This is a genomic window from Reyranella sp. (assembly GCF_017305915.1).
Lineage (GTDB): Bacteria > Pseudomonadota > Alphaproteobacteria > Reyranellales > Reyranellaceae > Reyranella.
Genome location: NZ_JAFKJN010000008.1, coordinates 278,772 through 291,061, shown reverse-complemented (window position 1 = coordinate 291,061; position 12,290 = coordinate 278,772). Strand labels below are relative to the sequence as shown.

Genomic DNA, 12,290 nt, shown 5'->3' with positions numbered 1-12,290 from the left:
AGGGGCGAGACAGCGAGAACGCCGGCACCTCACCGCAAATACGGAGCCTTCTGCGCCCATTCGTGACGGCTTCCGACGGAAAAGAGCCGACTACGAGACCAAGGACCGGCGACGCCGTCATTGCGTGACTTGGTCAGACCTTCCCTAGGCATGCGCGCCAAGCCGAGGCTGGGTAGCTAGCCTCGGCTTGATCCAACGCCATAGCTACACCAAAGAGATAAGCTCAACTTTTCCCGTCCTGATTGTCTCTTTTTATTTCTTCGTCGTATTCGCGATAGGCATCTACTCTCTCTCGTATCGCGTCATACTCACCATGCCCACCCAGAGTCAGATAATAGTTTGAACCATCAGGCCGTTGCTCGTACACGATGAACTCGCCCGTCAGACGTCCTTGAGTGGCTCGTTTCGAGTAGCTGCCAATCACAGTCTCGAACGCTAACCTATCAGCGACATCCGATACGTATTGACCATTGAGTGGAGCGAAGATTTCTTCCATGGCGCCGGGCCTGGAGAGCTCAAGGCATAGATTCTTCGGAAGGAAGCGCGGCTGGAAGTGGTGCTTATGCCAGAGACCGGTTAGGGGTGGCCTGAGAAAGGGGGTGGCTGGCTTCGTCGCGCTGGGTCGAGAATCGCTAGCTTCGAGAATCCCGATTTCATCGTAGATGGCATGAACACTGTATGAGCGCGTCAATCCGTGTTGGGCCAGTTCGAGCACGAGTCCAAAGGAGTATTTCCCGGTACGCATTTTGAGATCGAGCCATCCGACAACATCGCGGACTTCTTCCCTGAGGCGCTCGATGGTGACAACAACGCCACGCCCGACTGTAATGCTTTGCATGTCCCGAAGCTCGCCGGGAACGCGGTGGGAATGCAACCTTCAATTTCGACGACTATTCCCGCGCTGCCCCTCTGAGGTGCGACCCAGCGGTTCAGGGCGACCAGCACGAGCGGAGTCACCGCACCGCCCCCATCGTCAGCCCGCGCACGATGTATTTCTGCACCATCAGGCTCAGCAGCAACTGCGGCAGGGCGGCAACGATCGTCGCGGCGGCCATCTGGCCCCACAGCACCTGCTCGTAGGAGATGAACTGGATGGCGCCGACGGTCACCGGGAAGGTCTGGCGGCCGGCCAGCATCAGCGGGTAGTTGAAGGCGTTCCAGCAGAACATGAAGCCCAGGATCACCGTGACCGCGACGCCTGGCAGGCTGAGCGGCAGGATCACCCGGGTCAGCACGCCGAACCACGAGCAGCCGTCGATCTTGGCCGCCTCCTGGATCTCCGTCGGGATCTCCATGAAGAAGCTGCGCAGCATCCAGATGGTGAACGGCAGCGTGATCAGCTGGTAGGCGAAGATCAGGCCGGCATGCGTGTTGTAGAGGCCGAGCCGCTGGTAGAGCAGGTAGAGCGGGATCACGAAGGCGATGAACGGCACGAAGCGGAAGCTCATCAGCACGAAGGCGAACCCGTTCTTGTACGGGAACTCGAAGCGCGCGAGCGCGTAGGCCGCCGGGATGCCGGCCACCACCGACAGCGCCACCGCGCCCAGCGAGATGATCAGGCTGTTGAGGAAGAACAGCGGGAAGTCCGGCCGGGTCGAGGAGTACTGCCCGCGCTGCTCGCCGATCACCAGCGCGGCGTAGTTGTCGATCGTGGGCGTGAACACGAACTTCGGGGGAACCGACAGGATGTCGCCCGGGCTCTTGAGCGAGGTCAGCAGGATCCAGAAGAACGGGAAGACCGTCCAGGCGAGCAGCAGGATCGCCGCCAGCGCGACCACGACGTGGCGGACGTATTGCCGGGTGGGCACGGCCTTGCGGACGGTCGGCAAGGCGGCGACGGCCGTCGTCATACGGTGCTCTCCGCCGCCTTGTTCCACAGCCGCATCAGCAGGTAGCTCACCACCACGACCAGCAGCAGCAGCACGATCGCCTGCGCCATGCCCTTGCCCATCTGGAACCACTGGAAGGAATACTGGTAGGCCATGATGTGCAGGTTGGTGGTCGCGTCGTTCGGCCCGCCGAGCGTGGTGGCGTAGATCACGTCGAAGATGCGGAGCGAATCCATCGCCCGGAACAGCACGACCAGCACGATGAACGGGCTGAGCAGCGGCAGCGTGACGTAGCGCAGGGTGGTGATCGGGCCGGCGCCGTCGACCTTGGCCGCCTCGTAGGGCTCGGTCGGCAGCGCCTGCAGGCCGCCCAGCAGGATCAGCGCGACGAACGGCAGGTTGCCCCAGGTGTCGATGATCATCACCGAGACCACCGCGCCCTGGGTCGAGCCGAACCAGTTCACCGGATCGACGCCCACGAACGACAGCAGGTAGTTGAGGATGCCGGCGGTGGTCGAGGCCATCATGATCTTCCACATCAGCGCGGTGATCACCGGCGGCATCATCAGCGGCATCAGCATCAGGGCGCGGATCGCGCCGCGGCCGGGGATGCGCGCGTGCAGGAACAGCGCCACCGCCAGCCCCAGCCCGACCTGGATCGCGACGGCGGCCACGGTGAAGCCGAGCGTGAATTCGAGGGCGCGGGCGAACAGCGGCTCCTCGACCAGGTTGATGTAGTTGTCGAGCCAGACGAAGCGGAAGCGGTTGGGATACTGCAGCCAGTAGCTGGTGAAGCTGTAATAGAGGCCGAGCCCGAACGGGTAGATCATGCCGGCCAGCAGGACGAGCGCGGGCGACAGCAGGAGGTAGGGCAGGAAGCGGTCGGGGCGGCGGCGCCGTTTGTAACCCTCCCCATTCATATGGGGAGGTGGCGCGGTCATCCGCGACGGAGGGGTCAGGGCCGCAGTCATGACCCCTCCGTCGGCGTAAGACGCCGACACCTCCCCATTTGAATGGGGAGGGGTTGATTCCTGCGTCGTCCGACGAAGGTCCTAGCCACCTACTTGATCCCCGCCTCCTTCAGCACCTTGTCGACCTCGCCGCTCGCCTTCTTGAGCGCGTCGGCGGCCGACAGCCGCTTGAAGTAGACCTCGTGCAGGGCGCGCGCCCAGATGTCGCCCAGCCGCTGGCGCTCGGACTGCGGCACCCAGGCGACCCTGGCGGTCTCGAGGTTCTTCGCCACGGTCTTGAGGTAGCTGCCGCCGCCCCACCCGGCCATGATCTCCTGCACCCGCGGATCGTTGGTCACCGACTGGCGCGACGGGTTGTAGTTGCGGTAGCCGACGGTGGCGTTGAGCAGCGTGCGCTGGGCGGTCGCCCACTGCACGAACAGCCAGGCGGCGTCCTTGTTCCTGGTCGCCCGGCTGATGCCCAGCGCCCAGGTCCACAGGCCCGAATAGGTCTTGCCGCCCGGCCCCGCCGGCAGCAGCGCGTAGCCGACCTTGCCGGCGACCTTCGACTTCTTGGGATCCTCGTAGCTGGCGGCGAAGAAATCGGCGTCAGCGATCATGCCGGCCTGGCCCGCGGTGAAGGCCTCCATGGCGTCGTACCACTGGGTGTTGGCCCAGTTGGGCGGGCCGCTCTCGCGCACCATGTCGATCCACAGCTCGGTGTATTTCACCGAGCGCGGGTCGTGGAGGTTGGCGACGAGCTTGTCGTCGAGCTCGCGCCACTGGCCGTCGGTGTAGGACTTGAGCCCGCTGATGAAGCCGGTGCCCATGCTGGCGAGGCTGGGCGTGCCGCGCGCGGTGATGCCGGGAATGCCGGCGTTCTTCTTCACCTGGCGCGCCGCCTCGGCCATCTCCTCGAGCGTGGTCGGCACCTTGATGTCGTGCTGGTCGAAGATGTCCTTGCGGTAGGCGAGGATGTAGCTCTCCTCGAGCACCGGGATCGAATAGAGCGGGCCCTCGCCGACGCCCGAGCCGTCCTTGCCATTCCAGCGGTTGGCCGCGGTCAGCGCCGGATAGAAGTCGTCGAGCTTGTACCAGGCCGCATCGGTCAGCTTGGGGTTCTTGAGGAAGTCGTCGAGCGGCAGGATCCAGTTCGGCGGCACGTACTGCCAGTTGCGCATCGGCCCGGTCATGATGACCGAGAACTCGCCGCGCTGCTGCGACAGGTCGGCCACCAGCTTGGTGAAGTACTCGGCCTCCGGCAGGATCAGGTACTCGATGTTGATGCCGGTGAGCTGGCGGAACTCGGGGATCAGCGGCAGCAGCGACTCGGTGAACGGGTGCTTGTTGAGGCCGATGGTCAGCGACTGGCCCTTGGCCTGCTGCCAGTCGATCTTGGCCTGCTTGTAATAGGCGAGCGCGTCCTCCTGTGCCGCGGCGCGGAAGCCGGCGCCCAAGGTGAGAAATGGGGTGAGAAGCGCGGCAGCAGGCAGTCCCGCGAGCCATTGGCGTCGCGAATGCATAGAATCCTCCCTCGATTTGAAGGAATTCTTCGCGACCGCGAATATCCCGTCAAACAGAATCGTATCCCGCACTCCGGGATGAACTCATCGGACCGCGCCGCTCCAGTGGCGCTCATCTCTGTCGTCCTGACAAGAGGCGGCTCTGGAGAGCCGCGCTCCCGGCCATGAGTCCTACAGTTGCGCCTCGATCAGTTGCGCGTGGTGGATGACGATCTTCGCCAGCGCCCCGACCTCGGCCTTCCTGAGCTGGCGTGCCGGGCCGCTGACGCTGAGGCCGGCGATGGCGCGGCCGGTGCGATCGCGGATCGGCGCGCCGATGCAGCGCATGCCCGGCTGGTGCTCGCCTTCGTCGACCGAATAGCCGCGGGCGCGGATCAGCCTGAGCTCGGCCTTGAGCTTGCGCCCGCTGGTGATCGTGGCCTCGGTGAAGCGCTCGAGGCCATCGGCGATGATGGCGTCGACCGCCGCCGGCGGCTGGTGGGCGAGGATCGCCTTGCCGGTGCTGGTGCAATGCACCGGCGCCGCCTCGATCAGGGTGAGCGGCGTGCCGCTCGCCGCCGACACGCTGTGGGTGACGATCGCCTGGCGGCCGTCGAACACCGCGAGCTTGGCGACGTGGCCGGTGACGCGGTTCAGGCCGTCGATCACCGGCCGCGCCTCGCGATGCAGGTCCATGTTGGCGAGCGCGGTGTTGCCGAGCTGGAAGAGCTTGATGCCGAGCCGGTAGCGGTCGCGCTGGCTGCCCTGGTCGAGCAGGCCGACCTCGCGCATCGACGCCGCCAGCCGATGAGCGGTGCTGCGCGGGAAGCCGGTCGCCGCGGCGATCTCGGCCAGCGACATCGACCGCCGCGCGGTCGTGAAGGCGCCGAGCACCGCGACCACCTTGGCCAGCGATTTCAGCGCGTCGTCCGGCGCGCGGCGCATGGTCGGTTTCCTGGTCATGCCTCAATCCCGCTATCCGGGACACCCTAGGCCCCGGCGGGTGCAATTGCACCTTTGCCTTCCCATATAGCCCTCCTTCTCCCGGAGGACCCCATGCCCCTAGACTCACCCTCCCCCACCCCCGCCGCCCTGGACGACGACGGCGCCCTACTCGACGCCTACTCCCGCGCCGTGGTCTCGGTCGTGGACCGGGTCGGGCCGGCGGTCGTGCGGGTCGAGCGGCTGACGAACGGCCGCGACGCCCCCGGCGGTGTCGGTTCCGGCGTGGTCATCGCCGGCGACGGCCTCGTCCTGACCAACAGCCACGTGGTCGGCGGCGCGCGCCGCGTGCGGCTTTCCTTCGCCGACGGCAGCAGCCGCGAGGCGCGCGTGCTGGGCGACGATCCGGACACCGACCTGGCGCTGCTGTCGTGCGACCTGCCGGGCGGCATCCCGTTCGCCCGCCTGGGCGACAGCCGGGCGCTGAAGCGCGGCCAGCTCGTGGTGGCGATCGGCAATCCGCTCGGCTTCGAATCGACCGTCACCGCGGGCGTGGTGTCGGCGCTCGGCCGCTCGCTCAGGGCGGCCTCCGGCCGGCTGATCGACGACGTCATCCAGACCGACGCCGCGCTCAATCCCGGCAATTCGGGCGGGCCGCTGGTGTCGAGTACGGCTGAGGTGGTCGGCATCAACACCGCCATGATCCAGCGCGCCCAGGGCATCTGCTTCGCCGTGGCGTCCAACACCGCGGTGTTCGCGGTGTCCGAGTTCATCGCGCACGGCAGGGTCCGGCGCGCCCATATCGGCATCGCCGCCGAGACCGTGCCGCTGCCGCGCCGCATCGGGCTGGCGACCGGCGCCGGCGCCCGCGCGATCCGGGTCAGCTTTATCGAGCCGGGAAGTCCTGCCGACGCCGCCGGGGTGCTGGCGGGCGACCTGCTGCTGTCGGTCGACGGGGTGGCGACCCCGGGCGCCGACGCGCTGATCCGCCTGCTCAATTCGGAGCGCATCGGCAAGGCGACCACGCTCGCCCTGCTGCGCGGCGGCAAGATCGAGCACCGGACGGTGGTGCCGGTCGAGCGGCGGCGGTGAAAAAGAGGTCCGCCGGGATGTCGATTCCCGGCCGGCTCGTTCGTCGAAGGGGCAGAAGCACCCCCTGACGAAGGAGCAGGCCATGACGACCCGCGTCGACACCCTCAGCCATATGGACAAGCTCAAGCCCCTGATCGGCTTCGCGATGGCGGCCCACCAGGGCCTCGATCCGACGATCGTGCGGCTGGTCGAGATCCGCGCCTCGCAGATCAACGGCTGCGCCGTATGCCTGGCCATGCACAGCCGGGAAGCCCGCCAGGCCGGCGAGAGCGAGGAGCGGATCATCCTGCTCGACGCCTTCCGCGAATCGGAGCTGTACAGCGACCGCGAGCGGGCCGCGCTGGAATGGACCGAGGCCCTGACCCGACTCGAGCCGGGCGGCGCGTCGTACGAGGTCTACGCCAACCTCAAGGCGCATTTCAGCGAGGACGAGCAGGTCAAGCTCACCCTGTCGATCGGCGCGATCAACGCCTTCAACCGGCTGAATGTCGGCTTCCGCGTCAGCCCGGCGGTGCTGAAGGACGTACCGAAGGCGGCTTGACCGTCGTCCCGAGCGTAGTCGAGGGACCTTCTCTCTCAGGCACGACCTTGCCCGTGGAGAGGAGGTCCCTCCACTTCGCGCTGCGCGCTCCGGTCGGGACGACGGTCAGCGCCGCTCGGCGATCGCGACGACGCGGCGGCCGGTGCTGACGATGCCGTCGGGGCCGACCAGGGCGGCGAACTTCTCGCGCACCCGGGCGCGCGCCTGGTCGCGCAGCTCGGGCGGCAGGTGGCCCAGCGCGTTGCCGAAGGAGCTCGCCTCCATGAAACGCAGCGCGTCCTCGGGGCCGGCGTGGCGGAACGGGTGCTCGCGGACTTCGACGAAGCGCGGCTGGAAGCCGGTGGTCTGCAGCAGCGCGCGCAGCTCCTCGGCGTCGACCCGGAAGGTGATGCCCTCGCGCGGCCGCGGATGCTCGTCGAACGGCGGCTCGGCCAGCACCGCGCGGGCGGTCCGCACCAGCTCCGGCACGTCGCCCTTGAGCGCCGTGCTGATCCCCAGGCGGCCGCCGTAGCGCAGCACGCGCCAGAAGCCGAGCAATGGCCCGGTCTTGTCGGGCAGCCAGTGCAGGACGGCGTTCAGCATCACGGCATCGAAGCTGCGGTCGGCCAGGCGGTCGAGGTCGTTGGCGTCGCCCAGCTCGAAGGAGAGGTTGTCGCGGGCGCGGCTGGTGGCGAGCCCGATGCGTAGCGGCAGCGGGTCGATGCCCAGCACGAAGCCGTCGGGGCCGACGGTGGCGGCGATCTCCTCGGCCAGCGTGCCGGTGCCGCAGCCGACATCGAGGATGCGCTCGCCGCGGCGGATGGCGAGGTCGCCGACCAGCTGCCGGCCGGGCTCGAGATGGCGGAGCGCGCTGATCCGCTCGTAATCCAAGGCGAGCGAGGTGTTGTCGAGGGCGAACGACGGCGCGCCGACGACCGGCCGGGTCTGGATCATCTCGGCATCATGAACGCTCGACGGGCGCGCGAGACTCGCCTCTATTACATGTGTGGAATGCAATGAAGGGGAAACGAGTGCGCGTCGAGATCCTATGCACTGGCGATGAAATCCTCACCGGCAAGACCGTCAACACGAATTACAGTCACATCGCGCGTAAATTGGGCGAGGTCGGGCTCGACGTCGCCTGGGGCACCACGGTGGGCGACGACCGCGCCAGCCTGCTGACCGCCTTCCGCCAGGCCGGCGAGCGCGCCGACGCGGTGATCGTGAACGGCGGGCTGGGGCCCACGGTCGACGATCTGAGCCAAGAAGTTGCAGCCGAGGCCTGCGGCGTGACGCTGGTGCTTTCCGACTACTGGATGCAGCGCATGACCGAGTCCTATGCGCGGCGCGGCCGGGTGATGCCGGCCAACAACCGCAAGCAGGCGATGCTGCCCGAGGGCGCCGAGTTCATCGACAACCCGATCGGCACGGCCTGCGGCTTCGCCGTCACCATCGGCAAGGCGCGCTTCCTGTTCACGCCCGGCGTGCCGCGCGAGATGCGGCGCATGCTCGACGAGCAGGTGATCCCGCGGCTGCTGAAGCTGGGTGGTATCACCGGTGTGACCAGGCTGAAGCGCTTCCATTCCTTCGGCATCGGCGAGAGCCGCGCCGACGAGATGCTGGCCGGCATCCCGGGGCTGGCGATCGACGGCGAGATCAAGCTCGGCTTCCAGGCGCACTTCCCCGAGCTCGAGACCAAGCTGGCCGCGCGCGGCGCGACCGAGGCCGAGCTGGACGCCAAGCTGGCGGCGATCGAGGCCGAGGTGCGCAGGCGGCTGGGCAACTTCGTGGTCGCCGAGGACGAGTCCTCGCTCGAGCGCATGGTGTTCGAGCGGCTGAAAGCCGGCGGCCATACGCTGGCGATCGGCGAGACCTTCACGTCGGGCGCCATCGCCAACCGGCTCGCGCCGCTGCTGGGCGCCGACACGGTGTTCCGGCGCGGCGTGATCGCGGCCGAGATGACCGCCGACGGGGCGGCGGATACGTTGCGCGCGGAGAGTGGCGCCAGCCATGCGCTGGTGGTGCTGATGCAGCTCGACGACGGTCCCGACCGGCCCGACTTCGGCGCCACCATCACCGTGCAGATCGCCGATGAGAATACGGCCAAAGGGGGCGGCCCGGTGCAGCGCGTCGCCCGCCTGGTCGGCGGCCGCGACTGGGTGAGGACGGGCGCGGCCGAGCTCGGCCTGGACTGCCTGCGCCGCCATCTGATGGGCCTGCCGGTCGACGAGCGCATCGACTTCGAGCGGCGATGACGGGTGTCATCCCGAGCGAAGCGAGGGACCCTTAAGGCCACAGGAAAGGTCCCTCGCTACGCTCGGAATGACAGCGGAGCGATATCCGGCCACCTGGCCGCCAGCGCCAGCACCATATCGTCGATCCGCGCCGCCAGCAGCCGCTCGCCCTTGAAGGCCGAAGCGCGCGTCGGATCGCCGGTCGCGGCGGAGAGCTTGAAGTCGGCGGCCGGCTTCAGCTCGGCCATGCGCACGCTGCGCGGATCGAGCGCCAGCATCACCGAGGTCTCGCGCTCGTCGGCGTGGCCGCCGTCCTTGTGCTCGATCAGCCCCTCGGCCGCCCGGCCGATGAGCCGCATGTGCAGCACCAGCGCCCCGGTCTCAGCCGCGATCTCGTCGAGCGGCTTCTCGGTCGAGACGCCGGTGTTGATCAGCGCGATGCGCTTCACGCCATGCGCCATGAGGCTCGCAATAAGCTCGCGCATGAGAGCCTTGAAGGTGTCGGCCGTCAGATGCTGGCTGCCGGCGAAGCTCGTGAAGGCCGGGTAGTAGCCGAAGCCCACCACCGGCGCCGCCACCACAGCCAGCCGCTCGATCAGCTTCTGCCCCAGCGCCCGCGCCGTCAGCGCGTCGGTCTTGAGCGGCAGATGCGCGCCATGCGCCTTCGACGCCGCGCCGATCGGCACGACGACGACGGCATCGGCATCGAACCGCTGCTTCGCCTCCGGCCAGGTGAGGTCCTCGAGCCAGACGCCCGTCGGAGCTTCAGTCATGACTCCCACGGCAGCTTGACGTGCCTGGGGTTCCGGCCCGGCGGGCCCAGGACGATCATCTTGCGCCACCTGGCCTGCGGCGCGCCGTCGTCGAGCACGATGCGGTCGCCGACCAGCGCCACGCCGAGCTCCTTCCACAGCGCGTCGAGCCGCACCGCTTCGGCGTTGTAGAAATGCCTGTCGAGCAGCGCGCTCACCGACGTCGTGCCGGTCGCCTCGTCGCACGCCTTGGCATAGGCGTCCATGCCGACCCGATCGGCGCCGCCCTGGCCGCGCCACAGCGCGCCGGCGAAGCAGTCCTCCAGCCCCTTGGCGCCGTTGCTGTCGCGGCGGATCGCCAGATCGGCGAGCAGCATGAAGATCGCGCCGCCCCAGTAGTTCTCGCGGCCGCCCGCCTGCGAAAGCCCGCGCGCGAACACGCCCTCGCCCTGCGGCATGCTCTGGATCCATTCGCGCCAGACCTCTTCCTCGGTCTTCCAGCCGGCGCGGGCGCGGATGATCGGCTCGACGTAGGTCGCCGAGCCCTCCATGAACCAGGTCGCGCGGCCGCGGATGAACGGCATGCCGGAATGGATCAGCTCGTGCACCAGCACCCAGTCGTTGAACATCCGCCGCTGGTCGATGTGCTCGCCGACCTCGATCATGATGGTGACGCCGCCGCCCGGCTGGGTGCGGCCGAAGCCGACGCCGGGCCGCGGCTGCGGCACCAGCCCGACCAGCATCTCGTCGGCGGTGAAGCCGTGCCAGTAATTGGCCTCGGCCTCGACAGTGCGCTTCACCCAGTCGACGATCAGAGGCCGCGTCGCCTCGCCGAAGCCGTCGAGCAGGGCGAGCCGCAGCACGCCCTCTTTCTTGGCCTGTCCCGGCCTGAGGCTGCCGACCGCCGGCACCGGCAACTCGTGCAGCTCGACCTTGCCGATCGCGGTGTAGCCCGCGAAACGCACCGTCGCATTGGCGAGCCGCCACGCATCGCCCACCTTGGGAAGCCCGCTGGAGAAGATCATGCCCTTCGGGGTCGCCACCCGGATATCGATGGTCGGCACCTTCTGGTAACCGCGCGGCTCGAGCAGCCAGGCGCCGAGCGGCGCCAGCACGCCCTTGCCCTTCTGGATGCCTTCCGACGGCGAGTTGAGCGCGCGCGCGAAGCCCGACAGGTCGAAGCGGTAGCGTTGCTCGACAATCCCGTTCACCGGATCGACGCGGCCGGCGGTGAAGTCGCGCAGGTACGGTGTCGGGCGCTCGCCCATCGACTCGAAGCTGAGCGGCTGGCTGGCGCGGCAGCGATAGACGACATCGAGCGAGAGATCGTCGTGCACCGCCACGTCGGCGGTGCAGTCGGGCGCCGGCGTCGGTTGTGCCCAGGCGGTTGCCGTTCCGAGGAGGAGAACCAGCAGCGATCGGAAGACCATGGTCCCACTCTAGCCTGTGATAGGGTGCGGGCAATGGACCTGCTGGATCACGTTCTGCGGCGAATGGGCCGGCACGCGACCGCCCTGCTGCCGTTCTCGCTGCTGGTCGGCATCGTGTTCCAGGACCTCGCGGCGGCGGCCCGCCCGCTGGTCGCCCCGCTCGCAGTCTTGCTGCTGATGCTCGCCCTGGTGCGCACCGACTGGCCGCGGGTCCGTGCCCTGCTCGCCCGGCCGGCGCTGGCGCTCAGCCTGTCGGCGGCGCTGCTGGGCGCCGTGCCGCTGGCGGTCTGGCCGATCTGGAGCCTGTTTCCGATCTGGCCGGGCCTGATCGCCGCGCTCTGCCTCAGCGCCATGGCGCCGACCATCATCTCGGCGGCGACGACGGCGACCTTCCTGCGGCTCGACAATTCGCTGGCGCTGCTGATCGCGCTGATCACCAACTTCGCCGTGCCGCTGACGCTGCCGCCGCTCGCCCTGTGGCTGCTCGATCTCGACCTGCACATCAGTGTCGGCGCGCTCAGCCTGCGGCTCTTGGCCATCGTCGTGCTGGCGGTGATCGGCGCCGTCGCGATCCGCGCCTGGCTGGGCAGCGACGGCCTGCGCCACAACGCCCAGCGCATCGACGGCCTGTCGATCATCCTGCTGATCGTCTACGCCATCCCGCTGATGGACGGCATCGTCGGCCGCGCGATGGCCGAGCCCGCCAAGCTCGGCGGCTTCGTCGCCGGATCGTTCGCCGGCATGCTGCTGACCAACGCGGTGATGGCGCTGGGCTGCCTCGCCTTCCTCGACCGCCGCAGCGCGCTGACCGCCGGCTACTGCTCGGGTGGCCGCAACAACGCGCTGCTGATGGCGGTGCTGCCGATCACCGCCGATCCCGACATCTTCCTGTTCATCGCCGCCGTCCAGGTGCCGATCTACATCATCCCGACCCTGCTGCAGCCGATCTACCGGCAGCTACTGCAAGATCGGCCCTCCACGTCACCCTGAGGAGCATCGCGTAGCGATGCGTCTCGAAGGGTGCGCCGCAGGCACGGTG

Annotated in this window: 12 protein-coding genes; 4 read left to right on the top strand and 8 right to left on the bottom strand. The window is 68.3% G+C overall.

Annotated elements, in window-relative coordinates; all coding sequences use genetic code 11:
- Positions 1-223: 223 nt before the first annotated feature.
- From J0J01_RS06400 to J0J01_RS06380, 5 genes are all read right to left on the bottom strand, one after another.
- The gene (locus tag J0J01_RS06400; RefSeq protein ID WP_296379400.1) at positions 224-838 is read right to left on the bottom strand and encodes a hypothetical protein; all 615 of its coding nucleotides are present in this window, start codon (positions 836-838) and stop codon (positions 224-226) included.
- A 115-nt stretch (positions 839-953) separates the two neighbouring features.
- Positions 954-1,850, bottom strand: coding sequence for a carbohydrate ABC transporter permease (locus J0J01_RS06395; RefSeq protein ID WP_296379399.1), 897 nt, complete (start codon positions 1,848-1,850; stop codon positions 954-956).
- Positions 1,847-2,800 (bottom strand): sugar ABC transporter permease, encoded by a 954-nt coding sequence (locus J0J01_RS06390; protein ID WP_296379398.1) that lies wholly within the window; start codon positions 2,798-2,800, stop codon positions 1,847-1,849. Before J0J01_RS06390 ends, J0J01_RS06395 begins: the two co-directional genes overlap by 4 nt.
- A gap of 89 nt (positions 2,801-2,889) precedes the next feature.
- On the bottom strand, positions 2,890-4,302 hold the full coding sequence (locus J0J01_RS06385; RefSeq protein WP_296379397.1) for a sugar ABC transporter substrate-binding protein: 1,413 nt from the start codon (positions 4,300-4,302) through the stop codon (positions 2,890-2,892).
- Between the two features lie 171 nt (positions 4,303-4,473).
- Positions 4,474-5,244 (bottom strand): IclR family transcriptional regulator, encoded by a 771-nt coding sequence (locus J0J01_RS06380; protein ID WP_296379396.1) that lies wholly within the window; start codon positions 5,242-5,244, stop codon positions 4,474-4,476.
- A 93-nt stretch (positions 5,245-5,337) separates the two neighbouring features.
- Here J0J01_RS06380 and J0J01_RS06375 point away from each other — a divergent pair, with 93 nt between their 5' ends.
- A complete protein-coding gene (locus tag J0J01_RS06375; protein WP_296379395.1) occupies positions 5,338-6,315 on the top strand; it encodes a trypsin-like peptidase domain-containing protein in 978 nt (325 codons plus the stop codon).
- 112 nt (positions 6,316-6,427) lie between these two features.
- On the top strand, positions 6,428-6,856 hold the full coding sequence (locus tag J0J01_RS06370; RefSeq protein ID WP_296379405.1) for a carboxymuconolactone decarboxylase family protein: 429 nt from the start codon (positions 6,428-6,430) through the stop codon (positions 6,854-6,856).
- 105 nt (positions 6,857-6,961) lie between these two features.
- Here the strand turns inward: J0J01_RS06370 and J0J01_RS06365 are convergent, their stop codons facing one another.
- A complete protein-coding gene (locus J0J01_RS06365; RefSeq protein ID WP_296379394.1) occupies positions 6,962-7,789 on the bottom strand; it encodes a class I SAM-dependent methyltransferase in 828 nt (275 codons plus the stop codon).
- Between the two features lie 77 nt (positions 7,790-7,866).
- Between J0J01_RS06365 and J0J01_RS06360 the strand changes: the two genes are divergently transcribed.
- Positions 7,867-9,090 (top strand): CinA family nicotinamide mononucleotide deamidase-related protein, encoded by a 1,224-nt coding sequence (locus tag J0J01_RS06360; protein WP_296379393.1) that lies wholly within the window; start codon positions 7,867-7,869, stop codon positions 9,088-9,090.
- Positions 9,091-9,146: 56 nt separating this feature from the next.
- On the opposite strand, the gene J0J01_RS06355 is transcribed toward J0J01_RS06360, so the two are convergent.
- Together J0J01_RS06355 and J0J01_RS06350 are read right to left on the bottom strand one after the other, a co-directional pair.
- Positions 9,147-9,842, bottom strand: coding sequence for a creatininase family protein (locus J0J01_RS06355; protein ID WP_296379392.1), 696 nt, complete (start codon positions 9,840-9,842; stop codon positions 9,147-9,149).
- Complete coding sequence (locus J0J01_RS06350) at positions 9,839-11,251, bottom strand: hypothetical protein (protein WP_296379391.1); 1,413 nt, start codon at positions 11,249-11,251, stop codon at positions 9,839-9,841. The genes J0J01_RS06355 and J0J01_RS06350 overlap by 4 nt, the downstream gene beginning before the upstream one ends.
- A gap of 33 nt (positions 11,252-11,284) precedes the next feature.
- Here J0J01_RS06350 and J0J01_RS06345 point away from each other — a divergent pair, with 33 nt between their 5' ends.
- The gene (locus J0J01_RS06345) at positions 11,285-12,241 is read left to right on the top strand and encodes a hypothetical protein (RefSeq protein ID WP_296379390.1); all 957 of its coding nucleotides are present in this window, start codon (positions 11,285-11,287) and stop codon (positions 12,239-12,241) included.
- The last annotated feature ends 49 nt before the right edge of the window (positions 12,242-12,290 follow it).

Coding starts and splice junctions, on each gene's coding strand:
- J0J01_RS06380 (WP_296379396.1), bottom strand. CDS start 5,244: ATGACCAGGAAACCGACCATGCGCCGCGCGCCGGACGACGCGCTGAAA.
- J0J01_RS06385 (WP_296379397.1), bottom strand. CDS start 4,302: ATGCATTCGCGACGCCAATGGCTCGCGGGACTGCCTGCTGCCGCGCTT.
- J0J01_RS06355 (WP_296379392.1), bottom strand. CDS start 9,842: ATGACTGAAGCTCCGACGGGCGTCTGGCTCGAGGACCTCACCTGGCCG.
- J0J01_RS06350 (WP_296379391.1), bottom strand. CDS start 11,251: ATGGTCTTCCGATCGCTGCTGGTTCTCCTCCTCGGAACGGCAACCGCC.
- J0J01_RS06345 (WP_296379390.1), top strand. CDS start 11,285: ATGGACCTGCTGGATCACGTTCTGCGGCGAATGGGCCGGCACGCGACC.
- J0J01_RS06395 (WP_296379399.1), bottom strand. CDS start 1,850: ATGACGACGGCCGTCGCCGCCTTGCCGACCGTCCGCAAGGCCGTGCCC.
- J0J01_RS06400 (WP_296379400.1), bottom strand. CDS start 838: ATGCAAAGCATTACAGTCGGGCGTGGCGTTGTTGTCACCATCGAGCGC.
- J0J01_RS06370 (WP_296379405.1), top strand. CDS start 6,428: ATGGACAAGCTCAAGCCCCTGATCGGCTTCGCGATGGCGGCCCACCAG.
- J0J01_RS06365 (WP_296379394.1), bottom strand. CDS start 7,789: ATGATCCAGACCCGGCCGGTCGTCGGCGCGCCGTCGTTCGCCCTCGAC.
- J0J01_RS06375 (WP_296379395.1), top strand. CDS start 5,338: ATGCCCCTAGACTCACCCTCCCCCACCCCCGCCGCCCTGGACGACGAC.
- J0J01_RS06390 (WP_296379398.1), bottom strand. CDS start 2,800: ATGACTGCGGCCCTGACCCCTCCGTCGCGGATGACCGCGCCACCTCCC.